Raw genomic sequence first — 15,859 nt, 5'->3', positions numbered from 1 at the left:
CTGGCGGCAGCTGCTACGCCGGGCCTGGCGGGCGACCCAGTGCGCCCTGTAGCAGCGGCCAAAGGCCGCGTCACAGCCGCCGAGGTGTGCCAGGCAAGCCGCGTTTGTGGCCTGACGCAGCCTGGCGGCAGCTGCTACGCACGCGGCGAGCTGGCCTGTAGCAGCGGCCAAAGGCCGCGTCATAAGCGCCGGGGTATGCCAGGCAAACCGCGTTTGTGGCCTGACGCAGCCTGGCGGCAGCTGCTACGCACGCGGCGAGCTGGCCTGTAGCAGCGGCCAAAGGCCGCGTCACAGGCGCCGAGGTGTGCCAGGCAAGCCGCGTTTGTGGCCTGACGCAGCCTGGCGGCAGCTGCTACGGGGGGTAGCTGGCGCGTTACGCGCAGCGCTTGAGCAGGGTCTTGATCGGCCGGCGCACGCGGCGCTTGGCCACGTCACGGGGCTTGATCCAGCGGCAGGCGTCTATTTCGTTGAGTGGGCGCGGCTTGTCGGCCGCCTTGCGCGCTTCGAACAGGTAATGGATGACCTTGTCTTCGCGGTACTCGGAGATGTAGCGCAGTTCATCGAAGGCCAGGCCGGTTTCCTCGGCCATTTCCCGTTGCGCCGCCTGCAACGGCGTCTCGTCCGCCTCGACCCTGCCGCCTGGCAGGTTCCACTTCGCGTTGCGCTTGCGCACAAACAGTACTTCGCCGTCCCTGCGATAAATGACCGTGGCGCGAAGCTTGATGCCCTTGCGCCTGGCTGTAGCAATGTCCATTGCCTTCATGCGCTGCTCCGAATGATTGACCCTGCGGCCACTGTAGCCTGCACATGTGTCGGTTCAATGACCGTGGATAGAGCTTCAGCGCACGCAGGGGCCAGCGCAGCCTGGCGGCAGCGGCTACAGGACTTGCCGGCTTTCACCTTTTCACCACTTTTGATCATCAAACCGCACCAATCCGCTCAACTCCCGCCGCCCTTTCCCCTCGCAAATCCGGGCTCCTGCCCGCCTGGCACAGCCCATGCAACCGCCCTGCTACCTAAAAACAATCAGCAGGAACCGTCCCATGCCTACCTCCCCCTCTATCGTCCAGCTCCCCCCAGAACCCCACGCCGCCATGATCGAGCGCTTTGGCCTGCACGGCGGCCATATCGGCACCGGCGAGGATGAGTCGCCCTGGGTGCCCTTCGGCGACAGCGCGGCCATCCGCCACCTGAGCTTCGACGTGCGCACCGGCAGCGTCTGCAACATCCTCTGGGTCAAGGGCGGCGGACGCATCGGCACCCACCGGCACCGGGCGGCGGTGCAGGCCGTGACCCTGGAAGGCACTTGGGGCTACGAGGAATACGACTGGCTGGCGCGCCCCGGCAGCTACGTGTACGAGACTCCGGGCACCGCCCACACCCTGTACGCCGAAGGCCCCGACGGCATGAAGGCGCTGTTCTGGATACACGGGCCCATCGAGTTCTTCGACGAGCACGGCCACCACACCGAAACCACCGACGTGTTCTGGTTCATCAACCATTACGTCAGCCATTGCCGGCAGCACGGCCTGCCGGTCAATACCGCGCTGTTCGTTTGACTGTCGGAGGAATCACCATGAACACAGTGCAACGATTCTCCGTGGAAGGCCTGACCTGCGTGGTGACCGGCGCCGCCAGCGGCATCGGCCTGGCCTACGCCGAAGTGATGGCCGAAGGCGGCGCCCAGGTGACCTTGCTGGACATTGACGCGGCGCAACTGCACGACCAGCTGGCCCGCCTGCAAGCCCTGGGGCTGGCGGTGCGCGGCGAGGTGGTGGACGCCACCGACCGCGCGGCGCTGTACGCCTGTTTCGAGCGGGTGGGCGTGCACTACGGCCACCTCGACGTGGTATTCGCCAACGCCGGCATCGACGCCGGCCCTGGCTTTCTCGACTGCGACGGCCAGCGTTGCCCGCAAGGCGCGCTGGAGGCGCTCGACGAGGCCCACTGGGACAAGGTGCTGGCCACCAACCTGACCTCGGTGTTCACCACGCTCAGGGCCGCGGTGCGGCTGATGAAGCCCAGGGGTAAGGGGCGCATCATCGTCACCACCTCCAACGCGGCGATGCTCAACGAGGCCATCGTCGGCACCCCGTACATGCCGGCCAAGGCCGGCGCCGCCGCGCTGGTGCGCCAGGCGGCGATGGAGCTGGCGCGCCATGGCATCACCGTGAACGCCATTGCCCCGGGGCCGTTCGTGACCAACATCGCCGGCGGCCGCCTGCGCAACCCGGCGGACCGCGCCGCCTTCGCCACACGGGTGCCGCAACACCGCATCGCTTCCACCGAGGAAATCAAGGGCCTGGCGCTGTTCCTCGCCTCCCCGGCGGCCAGCTACATCACCGGCGCGCAGATCGTCATCGATGGCGGGCAGATGCTTGGCCGCGTGGACTGAGGAGGTGCCCATGCAAGCGATCGTCTTCAAGGCGCTGAAACAGCCCATGCAGCTGCACACCTTGCCCATGCCGGTGCCCCGGGCCGATGAGGTGTTGATCGAGGTGTGCCGCTGCGGCATCTGCGGCAGCGACCTGCACATGACCCAAGAAGCGGCGTTCGGCCTGGCGCCCGGCAGCGTGCTGGGCCACGAATACAGCGGCCGCGTGGTGGAATGCGGCGCCCAGGTGCAGGGGGTGCGGGTGGGCGACCACGTCGCGGTGGCGCCCTTGCGCGGTTGCGGGCATTGCGCCGAGTGCCAGCGCGGCAGGCCGGCCTGGTGCGCCGGGTTCAGCCTGCAGGGCGGTGGTTTCGCCCAGTGGGCCACCGCCCGCTGGCACCAATGCGTGGTGCTGCCCGCCAGCGTCGGCGTGGCGGACAGCGCCCTGGCCGAACCCCTCGCGGTGGCATTGCACGGGGTCATGCGCGCGCACCTGCGCCCCGGCGCCAAGGTGCTGGTGCTGGGCGCCGGGGCCATTGGCCTGGCCGTGGCGTTCTGGGCCCGGCGCCTGGGCGCTGCCAAGGTGGCCATCACCGACCTGGGCGACTGGCAACGCGAGCGGGCCCTGCAGCTGGGCGCCAGTGCCTTGCTGGTGGACGACGGCAGCCTGCACAGGCGCACCCCCGAGCAGTTGGGCGGGCCGCCGGACATCGTCTTCGAATGCGTGGGCCGCCCCGGTTTGATTGCCCAGGCGCTGGAGCACGTGCGCCCCCGTGGCACCGTGGTGGTGCTGGGCCTGTGCACCGTGGCCGATAGCTTCATCCCGTTCCGGGCGGTGTCCAAAGAGGTCAACCTGGTGACCTCGGCGTTCTTCGAGCGCGATGAGTTCCGCGCCGCGGTCGATGTGCTGGAAGGGCCCGACGCGGCGCCCTTGGCCTTGGTCAGCAGCACCGTGTCGCTGGCGCAGTTGCCCCAGGCGTTCGACGCCCTGCGCCAGCGCACCCACCACTGCAAGGTGCTGGTTGCGCCACACCTGCCTTGACCCTCACCGCTGGCCGTGGGCCTTGAGCCGGTAGGCCAGCTGCGGCCGGGTCATGCCCAGCTGGCGCGCGGCCGCCGAGAGGTTGCCGCCGCAGGCGTGCAGCACCTGGTGGTACTGCTGCAACTGTTGCTGCCGCACTGCCTGCCGCAGCGGTGCCGTGCCTACGCAGACGTGCGCCTGTTCCCCACCCGGGAACACATGCTGGGGGCCGATGGCGCCATGGGCGGGTGCGGCGATCACACCGCGCTCCACCAGGTTCTGCAGCTCGCGCACGTTGCCGGGGTAGTCGTGGGCCAGCAGCGCCTGCACCGCCGCGGCGCTGAAGCCGCTCACCGCTTTGCCATGCAGCTGGGTGAAGTGGGCAAGGAAGTGCTCCATCAGCAGTGGCAGGTCGTCGCGCCGCTCGCGCAGGGGCGGCAGGTGAATGGGGAAGACGTTGAGGCGGAAGAACAGGTCCTCGCGAAAAGTGCCCTGGGCAATGGCCGCCCGCAGGTTGGCGTTGGTAGCCGCCACCACGCGCACGTCCACCTTGATCGGCCGGGTGCCGCCCACCCGCTCTATTTCCCCTTCCTGCAGCGCCCGCAGCAGCTTGGCCTGGGCGTCCAGGCTCAGGGCTTGCACTTCATCTAGAAACAGCGTGCCGCCCGCCGCCCGTTCGAAGCGGCCGGCGCGGTCATGGCTGGCGCCGGTGTAGGCGCCCTTCTGCGCGCCGAACAGCTCGGCGTCCAGCAAGCTCTCCGGCAGCGCCGCACAATTGACCGCCACCAGCGGCCGGTTGGCGCGGGGGCTGAGGCGGTGCAGGCACTGGGCGAACACCTCCTTGCCCACCCCCGACTCGCCACTGAACAGCACCGTCGCCCGGGTGGGCGCCACTTGCGCGATCTGGTGGCGGGCCAGTTGGAAGGCCGTGGAGATGCCGATCATTGCCTCCTGGGGATGGCTGCAGGCGGCGACCGGGGCCTGCGCCGGCAGTTCAAGGCCGGGCGCGTGGCCGGCGGTGTCACCGACGATGCGGCAGGCATGCCCGCCCGCGGCCACGCATTCGACCTCGCGGAACACCACCGGCCGGCCCAGGAAGGCGCTGGCGTAACCGGCGGCGTAGCCCAGGGTCATCCAGCACACCGCCTGGTCGCCGACGCCATGGCGGGCCAGGTGTTCGTGGGCCTCGCGGGACTCGTGCCACAGGTACTCGCCGTGGAAATGCCCCTGTGCAAGGTTCAGCTCCAGCTGCAGCGTCTGCACCCGCACGATGCCTTGCAGCGCATGCAGCCGGCCGCCGGCCATAAAGGCGCTGCGCGGGTCCGAGCCGGGCCAGCGCTTGCGCACGCGCAGGGCGTCCTGGCTGCCGGCGGCGTGGCCGATGCGCGTCAGCACACGCTGGGCGCCTGCCTGGCCGAGGCTGTCGATCAGCTCCTGGCGCAACGCGCCCAAGGCCGTTGAATGCAGCATGACCATGCTCTGGTCGTCCAGCCAGATGCGCGCCTCCTCGTCCGAGAAACGCAGGCACTGGCGCAGGTCCGCCGGGGTTGGCGTGCTGCGTTCATAGGCCAGCAGCGAGTGTTCCATACCCTCTCCTTGTTATTGTTGTGCGTTGATTCATACCGCAATACGTATCAGCAAGACCTCAGCGAAAATCCCCCGCGCGAATCGAGAACCGCTCCATCTTGCCGTACAGCCCCGCCCGCGACACCTTCAACAGCTGCGCCGCCACCCGCACGTTGCCACCGGTGCTGCGCAGGGCGCCGATGATCGCGCTCATCTCCTGGGCGCCCAAGTCCATGCCGCTCGCCTGCTCTTGGCCCGCCTCGCGGCGGCCCCTGTGCATCAGTTCCAGCGGCAGGTCGGCTGGCTCGATCAGGCTGCCGGAGGCCATGTGCACCGCCCGCTCCACCGCGTTCTCCAGTTCGCGTACGTTGCCCGGCCAGCCATGGGCGGCCAGCACCTCCAGGGCTGCCGGGGCGAAACCGCTGACCGCCTTGCGCAACGACCGTGCGCACCGCTGCAGGAAATGCTGCGCCAGCAGCGGGATGTCTTCGCGGCGCAGGCGCAGCGGCGGCACGCTGAGGTTGAGCACATTCAGACGGTAGTAGAGATCTTCGCGAAAGGCGCCCTCGGCCACGGCCTGGCTCAGGTTGCGGTGGGTGGCGGCGATGATGCGTACGTCCACTGGCCGCGATTTGCGCGCGCCCACCGGCGTCACCTCGCCTTCCTGCAACACGCGCAGCAGGCTGACCTGGGCGTCGAAGGCCATGTCGCCGATCTCGTCGAGGAAGATGGTGCCGCCGTCGGCCAGCTCGAACTTGCCCGCCGAGCCGCCGCGGGCCGCGCCGGTGAAGGCGCCTTCGCTGTGGCCGAACAGCTCGCTCTGCACCAGGTCGCGGGGGATGGCGCCGCAGTTCACCGCCACGAAGGCGCCCGCGCTGCGTGGGCTGGCGTTGTGAATGGCCTGGGCGAACAGCTCCTTGCCGGTGCCGCTTTCGCCGAGGATCAGGGTGGTGGAATCACTCTGGCTGGCGATGCGCCCCAGGCGCAGGGCGTGCTGCATCACCGGTGAGCCGCCCAGGATGGTGTCGAAGGTGTAGCGCGCCTGGGCGCCCATGATGCGCCGGGTGATCTCGCGGATGCGGCGGTTTTCGCGCACCGACACCACCCGCCCCTGGCGCCCCACCAGGCAAACCGACACCAGGCAGGCCAGCTGACTGCCGTCGTGCAGCTGGAAGGTGCAGTCCAGGTCGCGTAGGCCGTCGCCGGCGTGCTGGCAGATCTCGGCATTGAGGTCGCTGCGCCCCAGCTGCGCGAAGGGGCTGCCCAGCAGCTCCGGGCCGGCCTTGAACAGCTGGCGGGCGTAGTGGTTGAGGGCCTTGATGCGCCCCGCCTCGTCGAGCACCACCAGGCCTTCGTTGAGCAGTTCCAGCACGCTGCGCTGTTCCTGCAGCAGGCCCTGCAGCGCCAGCTGCCGGGAGATGGCCTCGCCCGCCGCCTGCACCGTGCCCAGGGTGTGGAAGTGGAACCAGCCGGGCTCGGCGGTCAGGGTCAGGATGGCCAGGGTGCGGCCCTGGGCGTCGCGGATCGGCGCGGCGGCGCAATGCATGCGGCGTTGGCGCAGGGCGCTGGCGAAGTTTTCCTCGGCCAGCACGTACACCAGGCGGTCCTCGGCAATGGCCAGGCCGGTGCAGTTGGTGCCCTGGGTGGACTCCAGCAGCTGGCTGCCGATGGGCGTCAGCTCCAGGCCGCAGAAGCACAGGGTGGTGCCTTCGGCGTCGGTGAGGTTGATGTGGCCGCGCGGGTTGTAGGCCAGCAGGCCGCCCATGATCTCCATCGCCGTGTCGATCAGCAGCCGGTGCTCTTGCAGCTTGGCGACCAGGCGCTGGGGGTTGACGAAACGGTAGGCCGCATCTTGCGGGTCGATGCCGGCGGCGCAGCTGCGCCGCCACGACTCCCAGATCAGCGGGCGGACCTTGGCCGGCCGCGCCGTTTGCCCCTCCAGGCAAGCCTGCCAGGCCTGTTCGAGGCCGGCGACGGGGCCGTCGCTGAGCTCGCGCGGGTCAAGCGTGGTGATGTAGTTGAGGGCTTCCTGGGTCAACTCCATGGGCGTCATGGCGGGCCTTGGCAGTGTCTGGATTCTGGACATGTCAGTGTAGACATGTCTTGGAAATAGACACTGCTGCCTCAGCGCTAGCCCGCAAGCTTTATATTAATCAGTGACTTATGGCGCTGGCACAGGCCTTGCTCTCTCCCTGTCCAAGCGTGACCACGCTTTCGCCCAACAACAAAAAAGGAGCGTCATCGATGAGCAAGATCATTCGCCTGGGCCTGATCGGCGCCGGCCGCATGGGCAGCTTCCACGGCCAGACCGCCGCGCTGCATATTCCCGGCGCCTGCCTGGCCGCCATTGCCGACCCCACCCCCGGCCAGGCCGCGCGGCTGGCCGAGCAGTTGGGCGTGCAGAGGGTCTACACCGACCCGCAGCAGCTGCTCGACGACCCGGACATCGACGGCGTGCTGATCGCCGCCCCGGCTCGTAGCCACGCCGAGCTGGTGATCAGCGCCGCTCGCGCCGGCAAGGGCATCTTCTGCGAAAAACCCATGGCCATCACCCTTGATGAGGCCGACCGCGCCATCGCTGCCGCCGCAGACGCCCGGGTGCCGTTGCAGGTGGGCTTCAACCGCCGCTTCGCCCGCAGCTTCCGCCAGGCGCACCTGGACGTGGTCGGCGGGCGCATCGGCACGCCGCAGCTGCTGCGCTCGGTCACCCGTGACCCGGCGCTGAACAACCCGGCGGGCATTGGCCAGTGGGTGATTTTCCTGGAAACCCTGATCCACGACTTCGACGCCTTGCGCTACCTCAACCCCGGCGCCCAGGCGGTGGAGGTGTTCGTGATGGCCGACGCGCTGGTGGCGCCCGCCTTCAAGGGCAAGGGCCTGCTGGACACCGCCGTGGTCACGATTCGCTTCGACAACGGCGCCATCGCCACCGCCGAGGCCAACTTCCAGGCCGTGTACGGCTACGACGTGCGCGGCGAAGTGTTCGGCAGCGCCGGCATGCTGACCATGGGCAGTGTCGCCCAGTCAGAGCTGGTGCGCTACCTGGCCGACGGCATCCAGGCCGACACCCAGCGCCTGGACACCGACCTGCTGCGCGACGCCTACGTGGCCGAGCTCAACCACTTCGTCGAGTGCCTGCGCACCGGCGCCACGCCGCTGGCCAGTGGTGCCGACGCCCGCGCCGCGCTGGCCATCGCCCGCGCCTGCATCGAGTCCGTGCAACAGGGCAAGGCCATCCAGGTGGCGGGGGTGTCGGCATGAGCCACTGCCCGTTCACCCTCGCCATCAGCGCCGAAATGGTCTTCCTCGACCTGCCGTTCGTGGAGCGCGTGCGGCGCATTCATGCCCTGGGCTTTGCCGCCGAGATCTGGGACTGGACTAACAAGGACATCGCCGCGCTGGTGGCCACCGGCGCGCGCTTCACCTCCATGACCGGCTACATCGAGGGCAACCTCACCGAGGCCGATGGTATCCAGCGCCTGCTGGAAACCGCGCGCGAGTCCCTGGGCGTGGCCGAGCAACTGGGCTGTCCCAGCCTCAACCTGCACGGCACCGGCCTTGGCGAAGGCGGCTTGCCGGTGCGGCCGGTGCACGTCACCACCGGGCGCATGTGGCTGCAGGCCTGCAAGACCCTGGAGCAGCTCGCCCGCCTGGGCGAAGCGCACGGCAAGGTGTTCCTGCTGGAAAACCTCAACACCGCCGTGGACCACCCCGGCGTGCCATTCGCCCGCGCCGAGGACACCCTGGCCCTGGTAGAGGCCGTCGGCAGCCCGCACCTCAAGCTCAACCTGGACCTGTACCACGCGCAGATTGGCGAAGGCAATCTGATCGAACTGCTGCGCCGCGCCGGTCCCGCCATCGGCGAGATCCAGGTGGCCGACGTGCCCGGGCGCAGGGAGCCCGGCACCGGCGAGATCAACTACCCGGCCATCGCCAGGGCCCTGCACGCGCTGGGCTACACCGGCGTGGTCGGCCTCGAAGGCTGGGCCTCGGGCGACTCGGCGCTGGCGTTGCAGCGGTTCCGCGAGGCGTTCACCTTGCACCTTTAAGCCTGTATTCCACCCCATAACAACAACAGGACACTCCCCATGCGTAGTTCCAGACTGCTTCTTGCCGCCGCTGCCTTGCTGGCCAGCCAGCTGGCGTTGGCCGACTACCGCGTCGGCATCACCATCGCCAAGGTCGACGACAATTTCATGACCTATATCCGCAACAACCTGGTGGAGGCCGCCAAGGAGCAGCACATCCAGGTGCAGGTGCAGGACGCCCAGGGCGACGTGGTGCGCCAGCTCAGCCAGGTGGAAGACTTCCTGGCGCAGAAGGTCGACGCCGTGATCGTGCTGCCTGCCGACACTGCCGGCGCGGTGAACATCACCCGCGCAGCCACCGCCGCCAAGGTGCCGCTGGTGTACGTCAACCGCCGCCCGGACGAGAAAACGCTGCCGCCCGGCGTGGCCGCGGTGACCTCCAACGACATTGAGGCCGGCCAGCTGCAGATGCGCTACCTGGCGGAAAAAATGGGCGGCAAGGGCAACCTGGCGATCATCATGGGCGACCTGGTGAACAACGCCACGTTGGGCCGCACCGAAGGGCTCAAGCAGGTGCTCAAGCAGTACCCGGATATCAAGATCGTCGGCGAGCAAACGGCCCTGTGGCAGCGTGACAAAGGCATGGACCTGACCAGCAACTGGCTGCTGGCCGGCACCCGCATCGACGGCATCGCCGCCAACAACGACGAGATGGCCATCGGCGCGGCCATGGCCTTGAAGCAGGCCGGCCAGAAAGACACCCCGGTGGTGGGCATCGACGGCCTGCCCGATGGCCTGGCCGCCATCGACAAGGGCCTGCTCGCCGCCTCGGTGTTCCAGGACCCCAAGGCCCAGGCGCAGGCAGCGGTGGCCATCGCGCTGAAGATGATCCAGGGCGAACAGGTGAGTGGCGACACCTTCGTGCCCTTCCAGCTGATCAAGCCTGACCAGGTGCCGCTGTTCGCGGCACGTTTCAAGTAGCCACTGCTTGCCGCTTGCCGCTTGCCTCGGGCGAGCGGCAAGCCCCCTGTTCGTGTACCCTGCCCCGCGTCGTCAGAATGAAAGGGGCTGCCACCGTGCCGACCACACCCCTCGCTGCGCGCGAGGTTTATCAAGTGCTGCGGGACGTCGCCATGGGCGAACGCCGCTTGCAACGGCTGGACGCCGTGACCTTCGACGTCGATGGCTGGGTGGTGAAATTGCACAGTGACGGCAGCGCGCTGGAATACTGCGAGAGTTGCCTCAGTGCCGATGCACGAACCTATCTGTTCGACGCCTCAAAGTCCTTCGGCAGCAACCCCGTGGAGCTGTTGAGCGCCTGGGAGCGGGCGCAACTGGAGCGGTTGCTCGGCGCCACCTGAGCGCTTTCAAGGCGATAAAAAGAAACGATACCTGCTTAAGCATTTCCCGGAGGGGGCGCCCACCACCCGGAGCCTATAGTCGTGCCCAACGTTCGGCTGTCGGACGGTTCCTCCGTACAACAATAAAAAGGTGAGCGCATGAGTCACGAAGCAGATTTCAGCTTGAACGCCAGCGGCCGCAGCACAGGTGCCAGCCTGGACAAACACACCCTCAAGAGCCTGTTGCGCGCCGGTGCACTGGGCGGGCTGACCGGCGCAGTGTGCATCTGGGTCTACGAGGCGTTGATCTGGGTGGGCGTGCAACACTTGCTGCCGTTGGGCGGCATCCCGCGCAACGCCACGGGGCTGGTGTTCGGCAAGGACGTGCAGGAGGCCCTGGGCCTGTGGGCGTCGGTGCTGGGTACGGTCATTCACTTCGCCTTCGCCATCGGCTGGGGCGTGTTGTTCGCGCTGATCTGGCCGTATTTCCGCCGTCGCGGCTATGAAGCCACCTTCATCGCCCTGTTCTACGCGGTCATCGCCTGGCTGGCGATGCACGTGGCCATCTCCATCGCCTCCGACAACCACCCCAACTACTACGACCCGGCGGTGATCATCGGCGGCTTCATGTCGCACTTCTTCTTCACGGTGCCGTTGGCGTTGACGGTGAAGCGGTTGTTGGCAGCGCGCTAGGACGCAAGGCTGGCACGCGGCTCCCAGGTGGGTGTGCTTCAGCACCGACCTGGCGAGCTAGTCCTGCGTTCGATCTTTCAACAAGCCTTGGACTACCTGCTCAATGTAATCAAGCACCTGCGGTTGCACCGAATACTGATACTGCTTGCGTCGATTTTTGGAAACCACGCCATTGTTGGATAGGCACATCATCACAAGGTTGGCCAAGTCGCTGCCGCGCACGTCGTAGGCCTCGTTTACGGCCTTGACGGCGGCATCATAGTTTTCCAGGAAAATAGTCTCTTCGCGAAGTTCGACCTCCAGCGCCCGCTTGGCCATTTCCAAGGTGAACTTGACCCCAGGGGTTGCATCCCAGAACCGATAGATCGCGGGGTCGCCGGTAAAATCGAAAGAATACTGACCGTGGTCGATCCAGCGGACATCCCAGAACTCGCGCGCCGGGCGCGAGAACTGCTGCAGCGTCTCCAGATATAGTCGCTCCTCGCGCTTCATCGCCACTGAAACCGGGAGTAGCAACCCATTGCTCAGCACACCCGCGCGGCACAAGGTCTGATGAATCAAAAAGCGGGAGAGGCGGCCGTTTCCATCCATGAAGGGGTGCAGGAAAACGAAGCCGAACGAGATGACACCTGCGGCTACGAGAGGGTCCAGACGATCTGACGACGAGTTTCCCAACGTCATCAGCTCCAGCATCAGTTCCCGGCAAAGTCCTGGCTCCGGTGGCACATAGGTAACTCCCGCTGCCCCCTGAAGCCCGCTCGCCAGATGGTTCTGCTCATGGCGAAACGCGGCGGCCATATCGAACGGATTTGAAATAGTCGCGTTCTGCAAATGGACCAAATAATCCTCGCTTAGCGGAATTTGCTGATGTGCCTGTTTCAGCAACTGAATGAACTTACGCGCCTTGTCCTCGCTGGGTGACTCCTTCTCGATGGCAAATGAGTCCTGGGTTTCATGAAGATAAGCCCAGTTAATAGCTCGATCCATCATGCCCGAGGGCAGCGCTCGAATGAAATCCTGGGCCCGTGCGAGAATATCGTGCGCAAGCAACGCTACAATTTCAGGGGTGCGTTCGACTGTGGCGCAATACGCCAACGAGCCAATGCCATTGAACTCGACCCGCCATCGAGAGTTTCGCTCGCCCGGCATGGTTATGTAGAGGGCCGGGTCGAATAGAGGAACGAATGCACCTCGTACAGGAGCGTGCTGGCGCAGTTCCTGGGCGCTAAAAGCCTCACGCAGAAAACAGGCTTTGCGGATATAGATACCGTTGGGCGCCCTTTCCAGCTCCGTTTCGAACACGGCTGCCGGAATTCGCGGCAACGCCTGCGCCAAAATGGCAAGGTCAAGCCCCTCGTGCTTGAGCGCGAAGAGCACATGGCCTAGCAGGTCATCGGCTGCTGGCGCAATGGTGGGCGGCACTGCAAGGGTTTGGCCGATCTGCTTGATGCGGGTGACTGGCTGGACCCTGGCCGGCCGCCGCACAGCAAAAGCGGAAAGCTGTAGGGATTCCTGCAACCAGGCATATCCTGCTGAGTTCATGGCATAAATCCTTAATTGCTCGCGTCGCCGGGCATTTTTTCTTTAGCGACCCAAGAAAATCTTAACTTAAGGGGATTATCACCATTTTTTCTTCACTCGCCAGCGCCCCCGGCGAAAATTGCGCGGCCTAAGCACTCAGCGCGTCAACATGATCTTCAACCCCACCCCGATAAACACCGTGCCCGCGACGCGATCCAGGATCACCCCCGCCTTGGGCCGTCGGTTCAGCCACTGCCCCAGCGCGCCAGAAAAATAGCCCAGCAGGCCGAACAGCAGCGCCGCCTGCAGGGTGAAGGTCAGCCCCAGCTGCGCCACCTGGGCGCCAACGCTGCCGTTGCCGGCGACCACGAACTGCGGCAGGAACGACAGGAAGAACAGCACGACCTTGGGGTTGATGGCGTTGGCGAAGCAGCCCTTGGAGAACAGCTTTGCCAGCGACTCGTCCGCGACCTTGACTGCGCCGACCTTCACCGCGCCCGAGCTGCGCCAGGCGTTGTAGCCCAGCCACATCAGGTACAGGCCGCCGGCGATCTTCAACAGGGTGAACGCGGTAGGCGACGCGGCGATCAAGGCGCTGACGCCGAGCACCGCCAGCAGCGTGTGGCTGAGGCAGCCAAACGCGCAGCCCAGGCCGAAGGCGATGCCCTGGCGCCGGCCCTTGGACATGCCCATGCCCAACACCATCAGGTTGTCCGGGCCGGGCGTGGCGGTGATCAGCAGCGCGGCTGCGAGGAATCCGAGGAATTGCTGCAAGGTCAACATCGTCAGGGCTGCTCCGCAAAAGCGCCCATGTTACTGCATCAAGGCTCCAGCCAGGCAACGCTGGGCAGCGCCGTGCGGTTGATGCCCACCACGTCGCAGAACTCCAGGATCGGCAGCACGTAGGTCACCACCCGGGCGCCGAAGCTGCCGTCGGGGCGCTGGCGTGCGGCGCGGCACAACGGGCCGGCGCGCTCGGGGTCCTGGTTGGCCTTGACCTCGATGGCATTGGGGCGGTCGAGGTGGCCGTTGCTGGCCAGGTAACCCAGGGTCTGCTCGAAGGCCCGGCGCGGCAGGCGCACGCGGGTGGCGCGCTCGGCGCCGGTGAACACGTCGATGTGCGTCTCGCTGCCCTCGCCTACGAGGAAATTGCGCTGGCCGCCAGGTGTCAGCAAGGAGGCGCCAGCGGCGTCGGTGATGGCCTGCCAGAGCGCGGGCGAGACGTGGGGAGCGGGCATAAATCGAGTCCATGAAAAAACGGGGCGCCAGTGTGCCACGCCGCATCAAAACCGCCTAGAAGCACCACCCCGTGACGCGCCCTGCACCCGTAGCAGCGGCCCAAGGCCGCGTCCACAGGCGCCGCGAGGCACCAGCCATACCGCGTTGGTGCGGGACGCAGCCTTCGGCAGCTGCTACGGGGTTAGGCGGTCCATGGATTGATGATGTCCAGACCGCACTCCATGAAGTCCTTGACGTTGCGGGTGGCCAAGGTCGCGCCGCGTGATTTCGCAATGGCTGCGATCATGGCATCGAATTGGCTGATGGGTTTGCCGCAGGCTTTGCGAGCGGCGGCGATCTGGCCGTAGGCGTCTGCTGCATCATTGTCGAAGCACATGACCCGCCCGGCGAAATCCTCATTGAAGATATCCCGGATGGCCCCCGCCAGTAGCTCGCGGCGCTGCCCCTGGGGTAATACGTTGGCGCCGTACAACAGCTCCGCACGGGTCACCGTGGTGGTGAACAGCGATGCACGGGGTTGCAGAGCCAACCATTTCAAGACCCTTTCATCTGGCGCGGCTCGAAGCGTTTCGGACAAGACATTGGTATCGAGCAGAATCATCAGTCGAAATTCACTCTGTCAACGATCGGCTCCCGAACGGGAAGCTCAAGCTCTACCCCACCGAACGCCTGTACCCGCGCACGAATTGAATCGACCAGCGAGGCACCCCTGACAGGTTCGGCACATAACGCCGAACGCAGGATATCCCGGGCCTCATCTTCCATGGAGCGGCCGTGCATGGCGGCCTGCACGCGCAATCGCGCCTTGAGCTGGTCATCCAAGTTGCGAATTGTCATTGTAGCCATGGCCCACCTCCCGTTAATCAATGACTGCATATTAGTCATTGATTAACAGGAGCTCAAATCGAGGCGAGGAGCGGCTGCGAAGATGAAAGATATCGTTATGCCATCACTCATGGTTGCCCTGTCGCGCCCTGCCCCCGATAATCACGCCCCCTCACTACCCCCAAGCAAGGAACCGCTGTGAAAAAAGCTTTATTGTTGGTGCCGTTGTTCGCCCTGTTGCTGCAAGGCTGTGGCGCCACCATGACCCCCTACGAGCCCAACTTCGACAACGTCCAGACCCTCAAGAAGCACGCTCCTCTGCAACCGGTGACCCCTGCCCAGGTGACCGCGGCGCCGGGCCAGGGCTCGATGTTCGTGCGCATGAACCCCATCAGCTCGCCCAGCGGCAGCATTGCCGGCCACGTGCAGGCCGCGCTCAATGGTGAGCTGGCTCGCGCCGGGCTGGTCAATCCCCAGGCCCAGCGCCACCTGACTGCCGTGGTGACCGAAAGCAACCTCACCGCCGGCATGATCACCGGCAACGGCACCCTGGCCGCGCATTTCACCCTGCTTGACGGCTCGGTGGTCAAGTACGACGCCACCAAGACCGTGAACAGCCAGTGGAGCAGCAGCTTCCTGGGCGTGATCGCCATTGCCAACGCGGCGAATGCCTACAACCCTCTGGTACGTGACCTGCTCAAAGCGTTGTACAGCGACCCGCTGTTCATCCAGGCGCTGGCAGAGAAGTAATTGCGGTAGCTCTCGATCCGGCTTTCGAGCCGCTGTTGATCTAGCTGTTGATCTAGCTGTTGATCTAGCTGTTGATCTAGCTGTTGATCTGCTTGTGATCTTGATTGTATGCCCCGTAAAGCGCCAGGGCCGACTGGAGGCGTCGATCAACGGGCTGCCCGAAGGGCCGACGCCGCAGGCCGAAGAGACGGTAACCCGCAGGCTTCTATAGCGGGTGCCGTCTGCCCGTTGAGCGGCGCCGGAAGGAGGGGACCCGTAGCGCAGCGGAGGGCCCAAGCAGGGGCAAGCCCTTTTTGCTTCCTTTTTGGGGCGACTGCCAAAAAGGGAGTCGGCGTAAGGCCGAAACGGTCAGTGGTATCCCCGCGAAAATGGATATGTCCAAATCCCTCAGAAGCGAGATTCGAAAGCCATGCACATATCCATTACCAAGGGTGATGCAGAATCACCTTTCCGGCCTTACGCCGGCTCACTTTTTGTCAAACGCCACAAAAAGTAAGCAAAA

17 protein-coding genes are annotated in these 15,859 nt (G+C 65.9%); 9 read left to right on the top strand and 8 right to left on the bottom strand.

Annotated features, from left to right (window positions below; genetic code table 11):
- Nucleotides 1–373 precede the first annotated feature (373 nt).
- Complete coding sequence (locus tag AC0Z2B_RS08420; protein WP_476295927.1) at nucleotides 374–763, bottom strand: NUDIX domain-containing protein; 390 nt, start codon at nucleotides 761–763, stop codon at nucleotides 374–376.
- A gap of 280 nt (nucleotides 764–1,043) precedes the next feature.
- Here AC0Z2B_RS08420 and AC0Z2B_RS08415 point away from each other — a divergent pair, with 280 nt between their 5' ends.
- The 3 genes from AC0Z2B_RS08415 to AC0Z2B_RS08405 are packed head-to-tail and all read left to right on the top strand — an operon-like array spanning nucleotide 1,044 to nucleotide 3,416.
- The gene (locus tag AC0Z2B_RS08415) at nucleotides 1,044–1,559 is read left to right on the top strand and encodes a 2,4'-dihydroxyacetophenone dioxygenase family protein (RefSeq protein ID WP_476295925.1); all 516 of its coding nucleotides are present in this window, start codon (nucleotides 1,044–1,046) and stop codon (nucleotides 1,557–1,559) included.
- Between the two features lie 17 nt (nucleotides 1,560–1,576).
- The gene (locus AC0Z2B_RS08410; RefSeq protein ID WP_476295923.1) at nucleotides 1,577–2,395 is read left to right on the top strand and encodes an SDR family NAD(P)-dependent oxidoreductase; all 819 of its coding nucleotides are present in this window, start codon (nucleotides 1,577–1,579) and stop codon (nucleotides 2,393–2,395) included.
- A gap of 10 nt (nucleotides 2,396–2,405) precedes the next feature.
- Nucleotides 2,406–3,416, top strand: coding sequence for a zinc-dependent alcohol dehydrogenase (locus tag AC0Z2B_RS08405; RefSeq protein WP_476295921.1), 1,011 nt, complete (start codon nucleotides 2,406–2,408; stop codon nucleotides 3,414–3,416).
- 3 nt (nucleotides 3,417–3,419) lie between these two features.
- Here the strand turns inward: AC0Z2B_RS08405 and AC0Z2B_RS08400 are convergent, their stop codons facing one another.
- On the bottom strand, nucleotides 3,420–4,982 hold the full coding sequence (locus AC0Z2B_RS08400; protein ID WP_476295919.1) for a sigma 54-interacting transcriptional regulator: 1,563 nt from the start codon (nucleotides 4,980–4,982) through the stop codon (nucleotides 3,420–3,422).
- A gap of 58 nt (nucleotides 4,983–5,040) precedes the next feature.
- Nucleotides 5,041–7,047, bottom strand: coding sequence for a sigma-54-dependent Fis family transcriptional regulator (locus tag AC0Z2B_RS08395; RefSeq protein WP_476295917.1), 2,007 nt, complete (start codon nucleotides 7,045–7,047; stop codon nucleotides 5,041–5,043).
- Between the two features lie 158 nt (nucleotides 7,048–7,205).
- Between AC0Z2B_RS08395 and AC0Z2B_RS08390 the strand changes: the two genes are divergently transcribed.
- The 5 genes from AC0Z2B_RS08390 (at nucleotide 7,206) to AC0Z2B_RS08370 (ending at nucleotide 11,022) form a co-directional block, all read left to right on the top strand.
- Nucleotides 7,206–8,222 (top strand): Gfo/Idh/MocA family oxidoreductase, encoded by a 1,017-nt coding sequence (locus AC0Z2B_RS08390; RefSeq protein ID WP_476295915.1) that lies wholly within the window; start codon nucleotides 7,206–7,208, stop codon nucleotides 8,220–8,222.
- Nucleotides 8,219–9,010: a TIM barrel protein gene (locus AC0Z2B_RS08385; RefSeq protein ID WP_476295913.1), complete on the top strand. Its 792-nt coding sequence runs from the start codon at nucleotides 8,219–8,221 to the stop codon at nucleotides 9,008–9,010. The genes AC0Z2B_RS08390 and AC0Z2B_RS08385 overlap by 4 nt, the downstream gene beginning before the upstream one ends.
- Nucleotides 9,011–9,049: 39 nt before the next feature.
- Nucleotides 9,050–9,970, top strand: a complete 921-nt coding sequence (locus tag AC0Z2B_RS08380) for a substrate-binding domain-containing protein (protein ID WP_476295911.1) — start codon at nucleotides 9,050–9,052, stop codon at nucleotides 9,968–9,970.
- A gap of 95 nt (nucleotides 9,971–10,065) precedes the next feature.
- Entirely contained in the window at nucleotides 10,066–10,350 is a 285-nt protein-coding gene (locus AC0Z2B_RS08375) for a DUF7693 family protein (protein ID WP_476295909.1), read from the top strand.
- Nucleotides 10,351–10,488: 138 nt separating this feature from the next.
- A complete protein-coding gene (locus AC0Z2B_RS08370; protein WP_476295907.1) occupies nucleotides 10,489–11,022 on the top strand; it encodes a hypothetical protein in 534 nt (177 codons plus the stop codon).
- Between the two features lie 57 nt (nucleotides 11,023–11,079).
- Here AC0Z2B_RS08370 and AC0Z2B_RS08365 read toward each other — a convergent pair whose 3' ends face one another.
- The 5 genes from AC0Z2B_RS08365 to AC0Z2B_RS08345 all read right to left on the bottom strand — a co-directional run bounded on the left by AC0Z2B_RS08365 (nucleotide 11,080) and on the right by AC0Z2B_RS08345 (nucleotide 14,628).
- Nucleotides 11,080–12,564 (bottom strand): Fic family protein, encoded by a 1,485-nt coding sequence (locus AC0Z2B_RS08365; RefSeq protein ID WP_476295905.1) that lies wholly within the window; start codon nucleotides 12,562–12,564, stop codon nucleotides 11,080–11,082.
- A gap of 135 nt (nucleotides 12,565–12,699) precedes the next feature.
- Nucleotides 12,700–13,326 (bottom strand): LysE family translocator, encoded by a 627-nt coding sequence (locus AC0Z2B_RS08360; RefSeq protein ID WP_476295903.1) that lies wholly within the window; start codon nucleotides 13,324–13,326, stop codon nucleotides 12,700–12,702.
- Nucleotides 13,327–13,364: 38 nt separating this feature from the next.
- Nucleotides 13,365–13,781 carry a hypothetical protein gene (locus AC0Z2B_RS08355; protein ID WP_476295901.1) on the bottom strand — a complete coding sequence of 139 codons (417 nt, stop codon included), beginning with the start codon at nucleotides 13,779–13,781 and terminating at the stop codon, nucleotides 13,365–13,367.
- A 182-nt stretch (nucleotides 13,782–13,963) separates the two neighbouring features.
- On the bottom strand, nucleotides 13,964–14,383 hold the full coding sequence (locus AC0Z2B_RS08350) for a PIN domain-containing protein (RefSeq protein ID WP_476295899.1): 420 nt from the start codon (nucleotides 14,381–14,383) through the stop codon (nucleotides 13,964–13,966).
- Nucleotides 14,383–14,628 (bottom strand): FitA-like ribbon-helix-helix domain-containing protein, encoded by a 246-nt coding sequence (locus tag AC0Z2B_RS08345; protein ID WP_476295897.1) that lies wholly within the window; start codon nucleotides 14,626–14,628, stop codon nucleotides 14,383–14,385. Before AC0Z2B_RS08345 ends, AC0Z2B_RS08350 begins: the two co-directional genes overlap by 1 nt.
- Before the next feature lie 177 nt (nucleotides 14,629–14,805).
- Between AC0Z2B_RS08345 and AC0Z2B_RS08340 the strand changes: the two genes are divergently transcribed.
- Nucleotides 14,806–15,357, top strand: coding sequence for a hypothetical protein (locus AC0Z2B_RS08340; RefSeq protein WP_476295895.1), 552 nt, complete (start codon nucleotides 14,806–14,808; stop codon nucleotides 15,355–15,357).
- Nucleotides 15,358–15,859: the final 502 nt, after the last annotated feature.

Source organism: Pseudomonas sp. GYB4201 (assembly GCF_056312595.1).
Note: the sequence above shows the minus strand (reverse complement) of the source record. Positions and strands in the feature narration are given on the sequence as shown.